Consider the following 17,757-nt stretch of genomic DNA (forward strand, 5'->3'; position numbering starts at 1 on the left):
CCATGAGTGCGTGACCGACGTACCTCCGGAATCGCGCCCGGTTCCGCCGCCCGAACCCGACCCGGCCTCCACGCACGTGCTGCCTCCCGACCAGGTGCCTGCCCCGCCCAGGCAACGCTTCGTCGACCGGCTCTGGTCCTTCCGCGCGCTGATCGCGGTGGCGCTGGCCTCGGTCATCATCGGCGGTCTCGCAGGCGCGGCCCTGGCCAGCGCCGGCGACGGCAACGACCGACGTGGCGGTCCGATGCGGTTCCAGCGTGGCGGCCCGATGGCACCTCCGGGCGGGCGGCACTGGCAGTGGGGCGACGGCCCCGGCAGTGGACCCGGCGGGGGGCAGGGCACCGACCCGATGCCGCGCTGGCGCGGTCCCCAGCAGGGCGACGGCAACGGTCCGCGCATCCTCCCCCCGAACAGCGCCCCGACCCCCACCCCACCGAACGCGACTCCCTCGCCGTAGCCGGCAACCGGCGGAATCCCCGGCTGACCGGGTATCCATGGCCAGTTCAGGCGTTGCAACACCCGAACAGAACATGCACGGCCCGGGGAGTGGCTGCCGCACCTTGCCTCGGGCCATGTCTTCGCCGCAGCCGCACAGCAACAACCCGCTTGGCCCGGTGAGCACGTGCCGGGGAGAATGGCGACGCTGTGCGCATCCACTTCCCACCCGACCTGCCGGTCTCGGCCCGTCGTGACGACATCGCCGAGGCCATCCGGGACAACCAGGTGGTCGTGGTGGCCGGCGAGACCGGGTCGGGCAAGACCACCCAGCTGCCGAAGATCTGTCTGGCGCTGGGCCGTGGTGACCCCGGTGCCCCGGGCGGCGGGATGATCGGCCACACCCAGCCGCGGCGCATCGCCGCGCGCAGCGTCGCCGAGCGCATCGCCGAGGAGCTCGGCACCGAGCTGGGCGAGACGGTCGGCTACCAGGTCCGGTTCACCGACCGTACGTCGAAGCAGAGCCGCGTCAAGGTGATGACCGACGGGATCCTGCTCGCGGAGCTCCAGCGCGACCGCGACCTGAAGCGCTACGACACGATCATCATCGACGAGGCCCACGAGCGCAGCCTCAACGTCGATTTCCTGCTGGGCTACCTCAAGCGCCTGCTGCCGCGACGTCTCGACCTCAAGGTCGTGATCACCTCGGCGACCATCGACCCGGAGCGGTTCGCGACCCACTTCGCCGACTCGAGTGGCCGCCCGGCTCCGATCATCGAGGTCTCGGGCCGGACCTACCCGGTCGAGGTGCGCTACCGGCCCCTGCTCGAGGAGTCGTACGACGACGAGGAGGGTGAGCCGGTCCAGCGGGACCAGACCGAGGCGATCGAGGCGGCTGTCGACGAGCTGCTCGCCGACACGGCCGGGGACATGCTCGTCTTCCTGCCGGGGGAGCGCGAGATCCGCGACACTGCAGAAGCCCTGGCCCGCAAGGCCGAAGGGCCTCGGGGCTTCGACATCGTGCCGCTCTACTCGAGGCTCTCGGCCGCCGAGCAGCACCGTGTCTTCGAGCGGCACACCCGCCGTCGTGTCGTGCTCTCCACCAACGTGGCCGAGACCTCGCTCACCGTCCCGGGCATCATCGCGGTCATCGACACCGGGCTGGCCCGGATCAGCCGCTGGTCGACGCGCACCAAGGTGCAGCGGCTGCCGATCGAGCCGATCAGCCAGGCCTCGGCCCAGCAGCGCTCCGGTCGCTGCGGCCGGGTCGAGGCCGGCATCGCGATCCGCCTCTACAGCCAGGAGGACTTCGAGGGCCGTCCGGAGTTCACCGAGCCGGAGATCCTACGCACCTCGCTGGCCAGCGTGATCCTGCAGATGACCTCGCTCGGGCTGGGGCAGGTCGAGCAGTTCCCGTTCGTCGACCCGCCGGACACGCGCGCGGTGCGGGCCGGCGTACAGCTGCTGGAGGAGCTCGGTGCCCTGGCGCCGGGCCGCGACGACCGCCGGCGCCTGACCGGTGTGGGCCGCAAGCTCGCCCGGCTGCCGATCGACCCCCGGATGGCGCGGATGATCCTCGAGGCGGACCGGTTCGGCTGCCTGCGCGAGGTGCTGGTGATCACGGCCGCCTTGTCGATCCAGGACCCGCGCGAGCGTCCGGTCGAGCAGCGTGCTCGAGCCGACCAGCTGCACGCCCGGTTCCGCGACCCCCGCTCGGACTTCATCGCCTGGCTCAACCTCTGGCGGCACCTGAAGACCCAGCAGAAGGAGCTCGGCTCGAGCGCGTTCCGTCGTCTGTGCCGCCAGGAGCACCTGAACCACCTCCGCGTGCGCGAGTGGCAGGACTTCGAGTCCCAGCTGCGCCAGGTGGCCAAGCAGGTGGGACTCAAGCCGGGTACGCCGGCCACGGTGCCCGACGCCGACGGGATCCACCAGGCGCTGCTCTCCGGGCTGCTGTCCCACATCGGGCTGCGCGACGTCGACCGGCGCGACTACCTGGGCGCGCGCGGGGCACGGTTCGCGATCTTCCCGGGGTCGGGCCTGTTCAAGTCCCAGCCCGATCTCGTGATGGCGGCCGAGCTGGTCGAGACCTCCCGCCTGTGGGGCCGGCAGAACGCTGCGATCGACCCGGTGTGGGCCGAGCGGCTCGGCGGCGACCTGGTCAAGCGCACGTACTCCGAGCCCTACTGGTCGAAGAAGCGGGAGTCCGCGCTCGCCCACGAACGCGTCACTCTCTACGGCGTGCCACTCGTCGCCGACCGCGTCGTACCCCTCGGCCGGCACCAGCCCGACGTCGCGCGCGAGCTGTTCATCCGGCACGCCCTCGTGCAGGGGGAGTGGCGGGCGCGGCACCGGTTCTTCGAGACCAACCGCCGGCTGCTCGACGAGGCCGCCGAGCTCGAGCACCGCGCCCGTCGGCACGACATCGTGGTCGACGAGGAGACCTTGTTCGACTTCTACGACGCGCGCATCCCGGCCGAGGTGATCTCCGGTGCGCACTTCGACACCTGGTGGAAGCGGGAGCGCCGCGACCGCCCCGACCTGCTGACCTTCGACCCGACGATGCTCGTGCACGAGGGCGCGGGGCTCGACGAGGCCGACTTCCCCGACGAGTGGCAGGAGGGGCGGCTCACCCTGCCGCTGCGCTACCACTTCGAGCCCGGCCACGAGGCCGACGGCGTCACCATCGACGTGCCCCTCGCCACCCTCAACACCGTCGGCTCCGCGCCGTTCACCTGGAACGTGCCCGGCCTGCGGCACGAGCTGGTCACCGCGCTGATCCGCTCGCTGCCCAAGCAGCTGCGGGTCAACTTCGTGCCGGCGCCGGACGTCGCGCGCCGGTTCCTCACCGCCGTGCCGCCGGGGGAGGAGCCCCTGCTCGACGCGCTGTCGCGCTACCTGCGCTCGCTCAACGGGGTGCACGTGCCCGCCGAGGCGTGGGACCTCGACAAGGTGCCCGCCCACCTGAGGCCCACCTTCCGGGTCCTCGACGACCGGGGGACCGAGGTCGGCGCCGGCAAGGACCTCGAGGCGCTCAAGGCGCCGTTGCGTCCGTCGCTCGACCGGGCGATCAAGCAGGTGGCCGACGAGTCGGGCCTGAGCTCGACCGGCCAGACCACGTGGACGTTCGGCACGATCGAGGCGTCGTTCGTGCAGACCCGCGCCGGCCACGAGGTGCACGGCTATCCGACGCTGGTCGACGAGGGCAGCACCGTCGGCCTCCGGGTAGCCGCCTCGGCCGACGAGCAGGAGGCCCAGCACCGTCTCGGCGTACGACGCCTGCTGCTGCTCGCGGTCCCGTCACCTGTGGCCGGGCTGGTCGAGGGACTGGACAACACCGCCAAGCTCGGGCTCGCTGCTTCGCCGTACTCCAACGTGCGGGCGCTGATCGCGGACTGTGTCGTCGCGGCGGCCGGCGAGCTGGTCGACCAGGCGCCCCCCGTGCGGGACGCGGACGCCTTCCAGGCCCTGGCCGAGCGGGCCGCCGAGGAGCTGCCGGAGCGGTCGGCTGCCGTGCTCCGCCAGGTGCTGCGCGTGCTGGCCGAGTGGCGGCCGGTGGACAAGGCGCTGCACGGTCGGGTGGAGATGGCGCAGCTCCCGGCGATGAACGACCTGCGTGCCCAGCTCGCCCGGCTCGTGCACGACGGGTTCGTCAGCGAGGCGGGAGCGGCGCTGCGCGAGTACCCCCGCTACCTCCAGGCGATGACGGTGCGCATCGACAGGCTGGGCGAGCTGGCCCGCGACCGCGAGCTGATGGACCGGGTGGAGGAGCTCCAGCAGGCCTGGCAGCACCGCGTCGACGCGCTGCCGGAGGGTCGCCCGATGGGAGCTCGGCTGCGCGCGGTGCGCTGGCTGCTCGAGGAGTACCGCGTCAGCCTGTGGGCCCAACAGCTCGGGACGGCTCAGCCGGTCTCCGATGCGCGGATCCGCAAGGCTCTCGGCTAGGTCTCGTCACTGGAGGTACGGCTTCGCGGCGGCGATCACGGCGTCGAACATCGCGCGGTCCAGTGCAGCCCCCTCGCGTCGTACGCCGGACGGGTCGACGCGCAGCAGCCGGTTGAGCCGCACCTCGCTCGGCCGCCGCTCGCGGTCCCAGGCGCCGGTGCCGATGTCCATCCACTCGCGCCCGTCGCGATGCTCCTGGGCGGCGTCGACGTCGTGGTCGCGCGAGGTCAGCTGGAGCGCGAGCAGCGAGTCACCGTCCTCGCCGATCACCAGCACCGGACGGTCCTTGCCCTGCGTCGGGTCGTCCTCGTAGGGGACCCACGTCCACACGACCTCGCCGGGGTCGGGCCGCCCGTCGGGCTTCGGCGCGTAGCGCAGCCGCGGCGTCACCGGGTTGCGCAGACGCAGGCGCGGGAGGCGGAACGCCATCGGGGCACCTCACGTCGGGAGAAGTAGAGCGTCGGGCCGGGAGCGCCTCACGGCGCGTGGCCGCTCGTAGCGGCTTAATTTGGGACCCGGGGCTGCCACGGCCCGACGCGCCCCCAACTCTACAAGTGCAACCCGCTGACTCAACGGCAAACGCCGTGGTGAGTGTCACTGCTCTCGTACAGGTGACTAGGCGAGCGCTCCGGACAGCTCGAGGCGCGCGGCGTGCTGGAGCTGGTCGGCCAGGGTGATGAGACGTGAGGCCGACACGTCGGCGGCGTACGACGACCCGCCCTCCGGCGCGACCAACGGCACGTCGTGCACCCGTCCTGCTGCTGCCACACGCGCGAACGCTGCCGCGCGGAACAGGGTGTCGGCGAACTCGCCCACGACCACGCCGCTGAGCACCTCGTCGACCAGTGCCCGCACCTCGTCCGGTCCCGGAGGCTCGACCACGCCGGAGATGACCTCGGCCACCGGCACGTGGGCCCGGCCACGGTCGAACTCGGCGGCCGCGGTCCGTGGGTCGGCGTACACCCAGCTGCGGAGCAGGTAGAGCCGCCACAGCGCACCGGCCAGGGAGTCCGCCGCCGCTCCTGACCAGAGCTCGGCCAGGGTCTCGAGCCCCTCGGAGTCGGCGAGGTGCACCACGCGGTCCACGAGCGCCTCGTCGGCCTGCGTGCGGGCGCCGCGCACGAGGGCGTGAGCGGCCCGGTCGGCCGCCTCGCTGAGGGCTGCCGGGTCCGCGTCACCCTCGATCGCCTCGAACGCCTGGGCGCCCGGCATCGAGGGGCGGTGGTGGTGCCGGTCGGTGCTCATCCGTCACATCTTGGCTGATGCGGCCTTGACGGCAAGTTCCATGGGGTCCTGACCGGCGGGGTAGTCATGGTCCTGGCCGCCGTGGTCCATCTTCAGCAGCGTCATCCGGTTGCCCTTGGACACCAGGCCGAAGGAGTGGAAGTGGCCGGCGCCGGCGCGCTCCCAGCTGGCGACGTACCACCAGCCCTTGCCCTGGGGCACCGCGACCGACGTGATCGGTCCGACCTTGATGTTGCTGCCCTTGATCTGGCTCTTGCAGGTGTTGTGCCAGGCCTCGAAGACCTTGCCGGCACGCACCGTGTTCTGCGCGTCGGGGTACTCCACGACCTGCTGCCCGGCGCTGTCGCCCGGGCTGCCGGCGAAGCTGCGCTCCACGACGCTCATGGCGCCGATGGAGAGGGCGTCGAACCGCTGGCAGACGCCGAACGACGTCGGACCGGGCACCGTCGTGCCCTTCTCGGTCCACGGCGACGAGGCATTGAGCGGCGGCAGCTGGGCTGCGCCGAGCAAGGCGCTCGCGGGGTCGGCCTTCGTGGTGGCCGAGCTGCTGGCTGTGGGGGTCGGCGTCGCGGGGGCGGGCGTACCGGTCGCCTCCTCGGTCGCAGTCGGGGTCGGCGTCGCATCGGGGGCCGAGGAGGTGTCGGGCTTGTCGTCGTCCTTGCTCAGGGAGCAGCCGGCGAGGGCGCCGTTGAGGAGGAGTCCGAGCGTGGCGACGGCGACCGCCGCCCCGCGCTTCCTGGTCGTTGGCATGGCGTCAGCGTAGAGGCCGAGACCCACTCGACACCGCGCCGCGCAACGGTGTGGCGTGTCCCGATATCGTGGCGTGGCCGGTGGTCGAGGACGTCTCCCTGAGCCGGCCTGACTCGGGCGGATGCGACGGAAAGGTGCTGTACGGATGGTGAGGTCGTCGCTGCGTCGAGGTGTGGCCGGCATCGCCGTCGTCCTCGTGATAGCCGCAGGATGCGCCTCCAACGACAGCCCGCCCGAGGCCAAGCCGTCACCGACCCCGAACGCCCGGACCCAGGTGACCTTCGCCGTCTACGGGCCCAAGGAGGTCATCGACGCCTACAAGCGCATCGCCGCCGACTTCACCGTCCAGCACGACGGCGTCAAGGTCGTCGTCAAGGACTATCCGACGCACGACGACGCGATGGTGGCGTTGAACAAGGCCCGGGCCGCCGGGAACCCGCCTGACCTCTTCCTGATGGACCACGACGACCTGGCCGGTCTCACCGAGGAGAAGGCCGTACGCCGGGTCGACGACCTCCTGGCCGAGCGCGAGGTCGACTTCGGCGACGGCTACACCCGCAACGGGCTCGAGGCGTTCAGCGCGGACGCGGCCCTTCAGTGCATGCCGATCGACGTCTCGCCGATGGTCGTCTACTACAACCCCAAGCTCATCGAGCTCGACCGGATCAACGACCCGGGGAGCAAGCCGGTCACCCAGGAGACCGGCTGGTCGCTCGACCAGTTCCGCACCGCGGCCCTCCAGCCGCGACGCCCGGGCGTGCGCGGGCTCTACATCGCGCCCGACCTCGAGCAGGTCGCCCCGTTCATCTGGTCCGGCGGTGGCGACGTCGTCGACGACACCGACGACCCGACCACGCTGACGCTCTCCGACGGTCCTTCCGAGAACGCCATGGAGAAGCTCCTCGAGACCGTGCGCAACCCGACACTGACCTTCAACGAGAAGGCCCTGGCCAACCGGTCCGCCCTCCAGCGGTTCGAGGACGGCCGGCTCGGCATGATGCTCGGGTTCCGTGACCTCACTCCGGTGCTGCGCGAGCAGCAGACGCTCACCTTCGACGTGATGCCACTGCCCCGGGTCGGGAGCAGCGCCACCATCGCGCGGATGTCGGGCATGTGCCTGTCCGAGGGGTCCCAGCACACCAAGGAGGCGGCCGACTTCCTCGCCGCACTGATCTCCGACAAGAACGCCGGGATCCTCGCCGCCACCGGCTACGTGATGCCCTCCAACGTCGACGTGCTGAACAGCGACGACTTCCTCCAGACCGGCCAGCGGCCCCTGCACTCCGAGGTGTTCGCCCGCGAGCTGCGCCGGGCCCAGATGCTGCCGAGCACCACCACCTGGCCGTCGGTGGAGGAAGCCACCGGCGAGTCGCTGACCCAGCTGTTCTACGACCCGGTCATCCTCCCGCTGCAGGACCGCCTGGAGGCGATCGACGCCGCCTCGGTGCCGTTGCTGAACCCGTCGAAGGCATCGCCGTCGTCCTCGCCGTCGGCCACTCCCTGAGCGGGCTCAGTCGACCGCTGCCGCCTTGGGCTCCAGGATCGCCTGGGTGATCATCGGTGCCGTGATCGCGATCTGCCAGGCACGGGCGCCGAGACGCGCGAGCTCTTCCTCGACGGCGGCCTCCATGTCACCGGTGGTCACCGGCGGCTTCCACAGCACCCGCCGCAGGTAGTCGGGGGTCAGCAGGTTCTCCACCGGCACGTCGTGCTCCTCCGCGAAGGCGTTGACCAGCGCCCGTGCCGTCGACAGCCGGGCGGCCGCCACCGGGTCGCGCTCGGCCCAGACCCGCGGAGCCGGCGGACCGTCGGAGCGGATCGTCAACGGGGGCAGCTCGTTGTCGCGCAGGGCCTTGGCCCGGGCGAGGGCAGCGAGCCACTGGTCGGAGTAGCGGCGCGCCCCGCGACCGTGGAAGCCCTGGGTGTCCAGCAGCTCGGAGGTGGTGCTCGGCATGGTGTTGGCGGCCACGATGAGCGCGGAGTCGGGGATCAACCGGCCGGGCGTCGTGTCGCGCTGGGCGGCGATCGTGTCGCGGGCCGTCCACAGCTCGCGTACGGCGGCCAGCGCGCGCCGCCCCTTGGCCTTGTGGATCCCGGACGTACGCCGCCACGGGTCCTGACGAGGCGGCGGGACGTGGTTGATGAGGTGCTGGAACTCCTGCTCGGCCCAGTCGTCCTTGCCCGACTCGACCAGGGCCGCGGCGATCACGTCGCGCAGCTCGACCAGCACCTCGACGTCGAGGGCGGCGTACTCCAGCCAGGGTTGGGGCAACGGCCGCCGTGACCAGTCGACCGCGGAGTGCTCCTTGCGCATCGACCGGCCCAGGATGACCTCGACCAGGGTGGCCAGGCCGACGCGGGGATAGCCCAGCAGCCGGGCTGCCAGCTCGGTGTCGAAGAGCCGCACCGGCGTGAGCCCGACCTCGCGCAGGCAGGGGAGGTCCTGGCTGGCGGCGTGCAGGATCCACTCGGCGTCGCCGATGGCCTCGTTCAGCGAGGACAGGTCGGCGAAGGCGATCGGGTCGATCAGCGCCGTACCCGATCCCTCGCGGCGCAGCTGGATCAGGTAGGCGCGGGGGGAGTAGCGGTAGCCGGACGCGCGCTCGGCGTCGAGGGCGATCGGTCCAGTGCCGGCCGCCACCCTGGTCACGACGTCGGCCAGGGCTGCCTCGGTCTCGGTGATGTCGGGCAACCCGTCGCGCAGCGTCAGCAGCGGCGCAGGAGGCGCCTCCGGCTCTGCGGAGGTCGCGTCAGTGGTGTCGATGGGCTCGCGGTCGTCGGTGGGCTCTGGCGGATTGCTCGGCCCCGACATCAGCCGCCACGTTGTCCGCGTCGGGAGGGCATCGTCGCCACGCCCTCGGGCACCGGCGGGAGTCCGACGGCGGTGCAGAGCAGCTCACCCCATGCCTCGACGTGGGCCGTGAGGTCGCCGGTCGGTGACCAGGACGCCCGGATCTCGAGCTGGGCGGTGGCCGGCTCGTCGGCCATCCCGCCGAAGCTCTCGGAGCTGACGCAGGTGACGCTGCCCGACGGCACGGCGTACGCCGCTCCGTGGGCCTCCAGCGCCTCGGTGAGCCAGCTCCAGCCGACGCCGGCCAGCATGGGATCGCTGACCAGCTCGGGGTCGATCTCGGCGCGGGCGTAGGCCACGCAGCGGAAGGTGCCGAGCCAGGCGTCGTTGCCGGCCGGGTCGTGGAGCACGACGATGCGACCCGACCCGACGTCCTCGCCCTCGACGGTCACGTCGGCCGACAGGGCAGACGCGAACGGGGCGATCCGCTGGGGGGCGGGCATCTCCTCGACGAAGAGCTCGGAGCGGAACTTCGCCGCCCTCATCTGCTTCACGGCGCGACTGAACTCGGGCGGAGCCGACGGTGGCTCGATGCGGGGTTGCTCGGGTGCCGCCATGTCGACAGGTTAGGCCGACGCGGTGGTCCCGGGGACCCGACTCGCCGCCTGACCTGCGAAGATCGGCGCATGCCCGCCGCCTCCGCGACCAATCCGGCGCTGCGCGACTCGGCCTTCCTGCGCGCCGCGCGGAGCGAGCCGACGCCCTACACGCCGGTGTGGTTCATGCGTCAGGCCGGGCGCTCGCTGCCGGAGTACCTCAAGATCCGCGAGGGCACCACCATGCTCGAGTCGTGCATGCGGCCCGAGCTGGTCGTGGAGATCACCATGCAGCCGGTGAGGCGGTACGGCGTCGACGCGGCGATCTTCTTCAGCGACATCGTGCTGCCCCTGAAGGCCGTAGGCGTCGACCTCGAGATCGAGCCGGGGGTCGGGCCGGTCGTGGCCGAGCCGGTGCGCACGCTCGCTGACGTCGAGGCCATCCCCGACCTCACCCCCGAGCACGTCCCGTTCATCACCGAGGCGGTGCAGGGGCTGGTCGGCGAGCTCGGGAACACACCGCTGATCGGCTTCGCCGGTGCGCCGTTCACCGTGGCGTCGTACCTCGTCGAGGGAGGTCCCTCCAAGGAGCACGCCCAGACCAAGGCGCTGATGTTCGGGGCTCCCGACGTGTGGGACGCGCTGATGCGCAAGATCTCCGGGATCGCGGCGGCCTACCTCGAGGTGCAGGTCGACGCCGGTGCCTCGGCGGTGCAGCTGTTCGACTCCTGGGCCGGTGCGGTGACGCGCGACGACTACGGCACCTATGTCCAGCCGTGGTCGGCCGAGGTGCTGAGCCGGATCGGTGAGACCGGCGTGCCGCGGATCCACTTCGGGGTCGGCACCGGCGAGATCCTCGACCTGATGGGCGAGGCCGGCGCCGACGTGGTGGGCGTCGACTGGCGGGTGCCGCTGTCAGCAGGCATCGAACGGGCCGGTGGCCGCGCCGTCCAGGGCAACCTCGACCCGACACTCGTCTTCGCGCCCACCGAGGTCATGCTCGAGCGGGCCCGCCAGGTGCTCGATGCCGGTGCTGCGGCTCCCGGTCACATCTTCAACCTCGGCCACGGCGTGATCCCGTCCACCGATCCCGACCAGCTGGCCCGGCTGACCGCCTTCGTCCAGGAGCACTCGGCCCGCTGACCGCTCAGGCCTCGGCGACCGGGGTCGACGGCAGCCGGCGGCGGCGTACCACCCACCACAGAGGTACGCCGAGCAGCGCCAGCAGCACGGCGAACGGGAGCACGGCCCCGAGCCCCGTGAGCACTGCCACGAAGGTGGCCCGGAACGCGTCCCAGCCGTTCTCCAGCCCGGCCAGGAACCCCTTCGCCTCGTGCGTCGTGCCGTGCACCATCGGGCGGCTCAGGTACACCGTGATCGTGCTGAGCGAGGTCTGGTCCTCCAGCCACGCCTGCTGCGACTTCAGCGAGTCGAGGTCGGCCTGCCGGCGGGCGAGGTCGTTCTCGATCGCGATGACGTCGCCGAGCTTCTGCGCCCGCGAGAGCAGGGCCTCGATCTGCTGCACGCTGCGCTCGCCCGCGCGGACCCTGGCATCGGTGTCGATCACCTTGGTGGTGACGTCCTCGGACTTCTGGCTGCGCTGCTCGACCTCGCCGAGCGTCCCGAACGCGCTCATCGCCTCGTCGAAGTGGTCGCTCGGCACCCGCAGGGTGAGGGTGCTGTCCGCCAGCCGCCCGTGCTCGTCGCTCGTGCTCTGCTCGTCCGCCACCGACCCGCCCCACGACGTGACCAGCCGGACGACCTCGGACCGGGCCCTGGCCATGTCCTTGGCGTGCAGTGTCACCTGCCCGGTCGAGATGACCGCGCGCGTCATCGGCGTGGTGACGGAGGCCTCCCGGATGGACGAGTCGGGCTCCGCCTTCAGCGCTGACGCGCTGGGCTCGGTGCTGCCACCGGCCGTGTCGGCCGTGGCACCCGAGCTGTCGCTGTTGGCCACGTTGTCGCCGTCGCGGCCGCCGAGCACCATGGCCGCGTAGACGACGCCGAGGACGACGAGGAGGACGGTGATCACCAGAGCCTGCTTCTTGGTCATGGTGCTGTGACGCGGGTGACGCCGCATCGGTTCCCCCGATGCCGTTGTGCCACGCTTGCGACGTGCGCGAACCCAGCAGCAGACCGGTCGTGGCGGTCGTCGGCGGCGGAGTCTCCGGTCTCGCGGCCGCACACCGTGTGCAGCAGCTGCTGCCCACTGCCGAGGTCGTCGTGCTGGAGGCCTCGCCGCGCATCGGAGGCAGCCTGCGCACCGCCGAGGTCGCCGGTCTCGTCACGGACGTCGGCGCCGAGTCGATCCTCAACCGGCGCCCCGAAGGAGTGGACCTGGCCCGTGAGGTGGGGCTCGGCGACGACCTCGTGCACCCGGCGACCATCACGGCCAGCCTGTGGAACCGCGGCCGGCTGGTGCCGATGCCGCGCACCTTGATGGGCGTCCCGCTCGACCTGCACGGCCTCGACGACGTCCTGTCCGCGAAGGGCCGGGCCAGGGCGGCCATGGATGCCGTGCTCCCGCAGACCGAGCTCGGCGATCGCGACGTCAGTGTCGGCCACCTCGTGGAGGAACGGCTCGGCAAAGAGGTCGTCGACCGGCTCGTGGAGCCACTGCTCGGCGGGGTGTACGCCGGGCACGCCCGCGAGATCTCGGCCCGGGCCGCCGTACCCCAGCTGGTGGCGAAGCTCGGTCAGGACCGCTCCCTGATGCACGCCGCAGCGGCCGCCACCCGTCCGCCCGACTCGACGGCCGCGCCAGTGTTCGCCGGCCTGCGCGGGGGAGTGGGGCGCCTGCCCGGGGAGCTGGCCCGCGCCGCTGGCGCCACGATCCGCACCGGCGCTACGGTCCGGGAGCTGGCGCGCCGACCGGACGGTGGCTGGAGTCTCGTCGTCGGTCCGACTCGTGACCTGGAGCTGGTCCTGGCGGACGCCGTCGTGCTGGCGACGCCGGCCCGCGCCACCTCGAGGCTGCTCGCCGATGCTGCGCCGGCGTCCGCGCTGGCGCTCGGGCGTGTCGAGTACGCCTCGATGGCCATCGTCACGCTGGCCGTCGCGTCTGCGGCGTTCCCCGAGGTGCCCGGCTCCGGCTTCCTGGTACCACCGGTCGACGGGCACGCCGTGAAGGCATCGACCTTCTCCTTCGCCAAGTGGGACTGGGTCCGCGAGGCGGGAGCGGGCGCCTCTGATCCGGTGGTCATCCTGCGTTGCTCGCTGGGCCGTCACCGGGAGGAGCAGACGCTCCAGCGCACCGACGAGGAGCTGGTCGGGCTGGCCCTGCGTGACCTCACCGATGCGATCGGGCTCTCGGTCCGGCCGGTCGACACGCACGTGCAGCGGTGGGGTGGCGCACTGCCTCAGTACGCCGTGGGCCACCTCGACCGGGTCTCCTCGATCCGGGCCGAGCTGGCTCGGCTGCCCGGCATCGCGGTCTGCGGCTCGGCGTACGACGGAGTGGGGATCCCCGCCTGCATCGCCTCGGCACACCTGGCGGCTGCGGAGGTCGTGGAGGACCTTGCGACAATGGGGCCATGACCAGCGGGAAGAAGGCGCGCGAGCTCAACGACACGATCCGCTACACGATGTGGTCGGTGTTCCGGCTGCGCGACGTGTTCGGCGACGACGCGTTCCGCCACGAGGAGGCGCGGCAGGTCGACGAGCTGGTCGCCAAGCTCGCGGCGGACGACGTCGTGGTCCGGGGCATGTACGAGCTCAGCGGACTCCGCGCCGACGCCGACGTGATGGTCTGGTGGCACGCAGAGGAGATCGAGAAGCTCCAGGACGCCTACCAGCAGCTGCGGCGTACGTCGTTCGGCAGTCGGCTCGAACCCGTGTGGTCACAGGTCGCCCTGCACCGCCCGGCGGAGTTCAACAAGAGCCACATCCCGGCCTTCCTGGCCGACGAGGAGGCCCGTGCCTACGTCTGCGTCTACCCGTTCGTGCGCTCCTACGAGTGGTACCTCCTCGAGGACTCCGAGCGCCGTCGCCTGCTCGCCGAGCACGGCCAGATGGCGCGTGAGTACCCCGACGTCCGCGCCAACACCGTCGCCAGCTTCGCCCTCGGCGACTACGAGTGGCTGCTGGCCTTCGAGGCCGACGAGCTGCACCGCATCGTCGACCTGATGCGCCACCTCCGCGGCTCGGAGACCCGCCGCCACGTCCGCGAGGAGATCCCCTTCTACACCGGCCGCCGGCGTACGCCGACCGAGCTGGTCACCTCGATGCCGTAGCCGCCGACATGCCCACCTTCACGACGACCGTGCTCCAGGACGGCAACAACACCGGCATCGAGGTGCCCGAGGAGATCGTGCTCGGCTTCGGCGCCGGCAAGCGCGTGCCGGTCGTGGTCACCCTCAACGGCCACACCTGGCGCTCGACGGTCGCGGTGTACGGCGGCAAGTACCTGCTCGGCATTGCCAAGGTCAACCGCGAGGCAGCCGGGGTGAGCGGCGGCGAGACCCATGAGATCACCCTGGAGCACGACACCGCCGAGCGCACCGTCGAGGTCCCGGCCGACCTGGCCGCGGCACTGGCCGAGGCGGGCCTGCGCGCAGCCTTCGACGCCCTCGCCTTCACCTACCGCAAGGAGCACGTCCGCTCGGTGGAGGAGGCCAAGGCCCAGGCCACCGGCGAGCGCCGGATCGCCAAGGTGGTCGACGGGCTCCGGTAAGCGGTCACACGAGTGCTCAGGTTTCACAACACGTGTTGTGAAACCGACAACCCCTTCACGCGTCCTCCGGCCCATCCTCAGGCTCGAGCGTCAGGCTGATCGAGTTGATGCAGTAGCGCTGGTCGGTGGGGGTGCCGTAGCCCTCGCCCTCGAAGACGTGGCCCAGGTGTGAGCCGCAGTTGGCGCACCGGACCTCGGTACGGACGCTGCCGAACGAGCGGTCCTCGATGTACTCCACCCGGTCCTCGGCCAGCGGCGCGTAGAACGACGGCCAGCCGCAGTGGGAGTCGAACTTGGTCTCCGAGCGGAACAGCTCGGTCTTGCAGGCGCGGCAACGGTAGACGCCGACGGTCTTGGTGTCGGTGTACTCACCCGTGAACGGCGCCTCGGTGCCGGCCTGGCGCAGCACCTTGAACTCGTCGGCCGACAGCTCCTCGCGCCACTCGGCGTCGCTCTTCTTCACCTGGTAGGTCATGCCTCCACGGTAGTGACCGCTGCAAGAGACAGTCGCGCAGAGGACTTGACGACTTCGGTGTACGACTGTTCACTGGGGAGTTCATCCCACGATCGACAGGAGACGGACAGGCATGGTCGCTGAGAGGGTCTCGTGGTCCGAGGTCCGCAAGTTCGGAGCCCGTCTGACCACTCCGCTCCACCCCGACGACTACCTCTCCCTGATCAACCCGCTCTGGACCGCGCGCGAGCTGCGCGGCCGGGTCGAGAAGGTCATCCCGGAGACGGACGACGCCGCGACGATCGTGATCAGGCCCGGCTGGGGCTGGCGCTACGACCACAAGCCCGGGCAGTACGTCGGCATCGGGATCCAGGTCAAGGGCAAGTTCCACTGGCGCTCCTACTCGGTGTCCTCGCCGCCCAAGCGGGACGGGCGCACCATCGCCATCACGGTGCGCGCCATGCCCGAGGGCTTCTTGTCCAGCCACCTCGTGCAGGGGCTCGAGCCGGGCACGATCATCCGGCTGGCGGAGCCCAACGGAGACTTCGTGCTGCCGGAGCCGCCGCCCGAGAAGATCCTCTTCCTGGTCGCCGGCAGCGGCATCACGCCCGTCATGGCGATGCTGCGCACCCTCGACCGCCGCAACACGATGCCCGACGTGGTGGTGGCCTACAGCTCGCCGACCAAGGAGCGGATGATCTTCCGCGACGAGATCGTCGAGCTCAGCGAGAAGCACGAGGGCCTGTCCCTCCACGAGCAGCACACCGACTCCGACGGCATCCTCGAGATGAGCGACCTCGAGCGCATCTGCCCGGACTGGAAGGAACGCGAGACGTGGGCCTGTGGGCCGTCGCCGATGCTCGACGCGGCCGAGGAGCACTGGGAGGCAGCAGGTCTCGAGGACTCGCTCCACCTCGAGCGCTTCACCCTCGAGCTCGGTGGCGAGGGTGGGGAGGGCGGCACGATCACCTTCCGCAACTCCAACAAGACCACGGACGCCGACGGCGCGACCTCGCTGATGGAGGCCGGGGAGGAAGCCGGCATCGGCATGCCCTACGGCTGCCGCATGGGCATCTGCCACACCTGCACGCTCACGCTCGTCGAGGGGACGGTGCGCGACATGCGCAACGGCGACGAGACCTCCGGCCCCAACGAACCCATCCAGACCTGCATCACTGCAGCAGCCGGTGACTGCACGCTCGACATCTGACCGACCACGAAGGGACACCCGGCATGGCTATCGCCGATGTGAAGGAATACACGCACCTCAGCGAGGAGGAGGTCGACGAGCTCGGCCGAGAGCTCGACCAGATCCGCCAGGACATCGAGGAGTCGCGCAACGACGACGACGCGGCGTACATCAACCGGATGATCACGATCCAGCGACGGCTCGCCGTCGCCGGACGCATCACTCTGTTCGCGAGCAAGTGGAAGCCGGCCTTCTGGGCTGGCGCCGGCATGCTCGCCGCGGCCAAGATCCTCGAGAACATGGAGATCGGCCACAACGTCATGCACGGCCAGTGGGACTGGATGAACGACCCCGAGATCCACTCCAGCACCTGGGAGTGGGACACCGCCCAGCCCGCCGAGCAGTGGAAGCACTCACACAACTACGTGCACCACCAGTTCACCAACGTGCTGGGTCACGACAACGACATCGGCTACGGCGTCCTGCGGATGGCCCGCGAGCAGAAGTGGAGCCCGTTCAACCTCGGGCAGCCGGTCTACAACGCCATGCTGGCCACGTTGTTCCAGTGGGGCGTCGCGCTGCACGACCTCGACATCGAGGCGATCCGCAAGCGCGAGAAGGACCCCAAGGTGATGAAGAAGCAGCTCGCGCAGATCGGCCGGAAGGTACGCCGCCAGATCGGCAAGGACTACCTCTTCTTCCCGGCGCTGACCGGGCCTGCCTTCCTGCACACGGCGGCCGCCAACGGGCTGGCCAACCTGACGCGCAACCTGTGGTCCTACATGATCATCTTCTGCGGGCACTTCCCCGACGGCGCCCTGCACTTCACCGAGGAGGAGATCGAGGACGAGACCCGCGCGGAGTGGTACCTCCGCCAGATGCTCGGCTCGGCCAACTTCACCGGCAGCCCGCTTCTGCACATCGCCTCCGGGAACCTCGGCTACCAGATCGAGCACCACCTGTTCCCCGACCTGCCGAGCAACCGCTACGCGGAGATCAGCGACCGGGTGCGACCGCTGGCCGAGAAGTACGGCATCCCGTACACCACCGGCCCGCTGTACAAGCAGTACGGCCAGGCGCTGCGCACGATCACGAAGCTCTCGCTGCCCAACAAGTTCACCAAGCCGGACCGGCGCGACTACCCGGAGACTCCCGAGGTTCCCCGCGGCCGGCGCCGCGACGACGAGCGTCCGACCCGGGCCTCCGAGACCGGTGCCTGGACCTCCAAGGTGACCGCGTGATCGACCAACCGGCAGGCGGACTGGACATCCGCGGGGGAGATGTCCCGTTCGCCAGCATGGGTGATCTCGGGCTGGACAAGCGCAAGGTCACGCAGTGCGCGCTGAGCCGGATCTGCGGGGTGTGCGGCGACAGCCTCGCGCGCCCGGTGGCCTTCCTCGGCAGCGAGGACGAGGCGGAGCGCAACGAGTTCCACTTCCCGCCGACGCACCGGGCCTGTGCGGAGGCGGCCATCGAGGTGTGGGGTAGCAGGTCCGCCTCGCTGGGGCACGCGTCGCAGCCGTCCTCCTGGGCGCTGGTGACCACCTCGGGCTTCGAGTTCGTCCGACCCACCGCGGAGTGGGTCGATCGACGGCCGGTGTTCGCGCCGAACTCGGTGATCGAGGACGTCAGGCTGCCCGCGTCCTGAGGGCTTCCCCGGCTTCCCCGGGGCTGCTTGCG

At 71.0% G+C, this 17,757-nt stretch carries 17 protein-coding genes; 10 read left to right on the top strand and 7 right to left on the bottom strand.

Annotation, left to right across the window (positions count from 1 at the left end; all coding sequences use genetic code 11):
* Positions 1-10: 10 nt before the first annotated feature.
* Together H976_RS0119035 and hrpA are read left to right on the top strand one after the other, a co-directional pair.
* A complete protein-coding gene (locus H976_RS0119035) occupies positions 11-457 on the top strand; it encodes a hypothetical protein (protein ID WP_027862835.1) in 447 nt (148 codons plus the stop codon).
* Positions 458-645: 188 nt separating this feature from the next.
* Positions 646-4,380 carry an ATP-dependent RNA helicase HrpA gene (gene hrpA, locus H976_RS0119040; RefSeq protein ID WP_027862836.1) on the top strand — a complete coding sequence of 1,245 codons (3,735 nt, stop codon included), beginning with the start codon at positions 646-648 and terminating at the stop codon, positions 4,378-4,380.
* Between the two features lie 6 nt (positions 4,381-4,386).
* Here the strand turns inward: hrpA and H976_RS0119045 are convergent, their stop codons facing one another.
* The 3 genes from H976_RS0119045 to H976_RS30155 form a co-directional block, all read right to left on the bottom strand.
* Positions 4,387-4,809 carry a type II toxin-antitoxin system PemK/MazF family toxin gene (locus H976_RS0119045; protein WP_051277076.1) on the bottom strand — a complete coding sequence of 141 codons (423 nt, stop codon included), beginning with the start codon at positions 4,807-4,809 and terminating at the stop codon, positions 4,387-4,389.
* Positions 4,810-4,995: 186 nt separating this feature from the next.
* Entirely contained in the window at positions 4,996-5,625 is a 630-nt protein-coding gene (locus H976_RS0119050; RefSeq protein ID WP_027862838.1) for a hypothetical protein, read from the bottom strand.
* Between the two features lie 3 nt (positions 5,626-5,628).
* Positions 5,629-6,375 (bottom strand): hypothetical protein, encoded by a 747-nt coding sequence (locus H976_RS30155; protein WP_155918523.1) that lies wholly within the window; start codon positions 6,373-6,375, stop codon positions 5,629-5,631.
* A 145-nt stretch (positions 6,376-6,520) separates the two neighbouring features.
* Between H976_RS30155 and H976_RS0119060 the strand changes: the two genes are divergently transcribed.
* Positions 6,521-7,879, top strand: a complete 1,359-nt coding sequence (locus H976_RS0119060) for an ABC transporter substrate-binding protein (RefSeq protein WP_027862840.1) — start codon at positions 6,521-6,523, stop codon at positions 7,877-7,879.
* Positions 7,880-7,885: 6 nt separating this feature from the next.
* On the opposite strand, the gene H976_RS27340 is transcribed toward H976_RS0119060, so the two are convergent.
* Positions 7,886-9,187 (bottom strand): HRDC domain-containing protein, encoded by a 1,302-nt coding sequence (locus H976_RS27340; protein WP_036227421.1) that lies wholly within the window; start codon positions 9,185-9,187, stop codon positions 7,886-7,888.
* Positions 9,187-9,783 (bottom strand): DUF3000 domain-containing protein, encoded by a 597-nt coding sequence (locus H976_RS0119070; protein ID WP_027862841.1) that lies wholly within the window; start codon positions 9,781-9,783, stop codon positions 9,187-9,189. Before H976_RS0119070 ends, H976_RS27340 begins: the two co-directional genes overlap by 1 nt.
* A 69-nt stretch (positions 9,784-9,852) precedes the next feature.
* On the opposite strand from H976_RS0119070, the gene hemE reads away from it, so the two are divergent.
* Positions 9,853-10,905 (top strand): uroporphyrinogen decarboxylase, encoded by a 1,053-nt coding sequence (gene hemE, locus H976_RS0119075; RefSeq protein ID WP_027862842.1) that lies wholly within the window; start codon positions 9,853-9,855, stop codon positions 10,903-10,905.
* Positions 10,906-10,909: 4 nt separating this feature from the next.
* Here the strand turns inward: hemE and H976_RS0119080 are convergent, their stop codons facing one another.
* On the bottom strand, positions 10,910-11,815 hold the full coding sequence (locus H976_RS0119080) for a DUF4349 domain-containing protein (RefSeq protein ID WP_027862843.1): 906 nt from the start codon (positions 11,813-11,815) through the stop codon (positions 10,910-10,912).
* A 62-nt stretch (positions 11,816-11,877) separates the two neighbouring features.
* Here H976_RS0119080 and hemG point away from each other — a divergent pair, with 62 nt between their 5' ends.
* Genes hemG through H976_RS0119095 form a run of 3 tightly spaced genes read left to right on the top strand, consistent with a single transcriptional unit; the run spans position 11,878 to position 14,434 of the window.
* Positions 11,878-13,299, top strand: coding sequence for a protoporphyrinogen oxidase (gene hemG, locus H976_RS0119085; protein ID WP_027862844.1), 1,422 nt, complete (start codon positions 11,878-11,880; stop codon positions 13,297-13,299).
* A complete protein-coding gene (hemQ, locus tag H976_RS0119090; protein ID WP_027862845.1) occupies positions 13,296-13,994 on the top strand; it encodes a hydrogen peroxide-dependent heme synthase in 699 nt (232 codons plus the stop codon). The genes hemG and hemQ overlap by 4 nt, the downstream gene beginning before the upstream one ends.
* A gap of 8 nt (positions 13,995-14,002) precedes the next feature.
* Positions 14,003-14,434, top strand: coding sequence for a YdeI/OmpD-associated family protein (locus H976_RS0119095; protein ID WP_027862846.1), 432 nt, complete (start codon positions 14,003-14,005; stop codon positions 14,432-14,434).
* Positions 14,435-14,489: 55 nt separating this feature from the next.
* Here H976_RS0119095 and msrB read toward each other — a convergent pair whose 3' ends face one another.
* Complete coding sequence (msrB, locus tag H976_RS0119100; protein WP_027862847.1) at positions 14,490-14,909, bottom strand: peptide-methionine (R)-S-oxide reductase MsrB; 420 nt, start codon at positions 14,907-14,909, stop codon at positions 14,490-14,492.
* Between the two features lie 112 nt (positions 14,910-15,021).
* On the opposite strand from msrB, the gene H976_RS0119105 reads away from it, so the two are divergent.
* Genes H976_RS0119105 through H976_RS0119115 form a run of 3 tightly spaced genes read left to right on the top strand, consistent with a single transcriptional unit; the run spans position 15,022 to position 17,725 of the window.
* A complete protein-coding gene (locus tag H976_RS0119105) occupies positions 15,022-16,098 on the top strand; it encodes a ferredoxin reductase (RefSeq protein WP_027862848.1) in 1,077 nt (358 codons plus the stop codon).
* Between the two features lie 23 nt (positions 16,099-16,121).
* The gene (locus tag H976_RS0119110; RefSeq protein WP_027862849.1) at positions 16,122-17,318 is read left to right on the top strand and encodes an acyl-CoA desaturase; all 1,197 of its coding nucleotides are present in this window, start codon (positions 16,122-16,124) and stop codon (positions 17,316-17,318) included.
* Positions 17,315-17,725, top strand: a complete 411-nt coding sequence (locus H976_RS0119115) for a hypothetical protein (protein WP_027862850.1) — start codon at positions 17,315-17,317, stop codon at positions 17,723-17,725. The genes H976_RS0119110 and H976_RS0119115 overlap by 4 nt, the downstream gene beginning before the upstream one ends.
* Positions 17,726-17,757 lie beyond the last annotated feature (32 nt).

It is taken from the genome of Marmoricola sp. URHB0036 (assembly GCF_000426045.1).
Taxonomy (GTDB): domain Bacteria; phylum Actinomycetota; class Actinomycetes; order Propionibacteriales; family Nocardioidaceae; genus Marmoricola.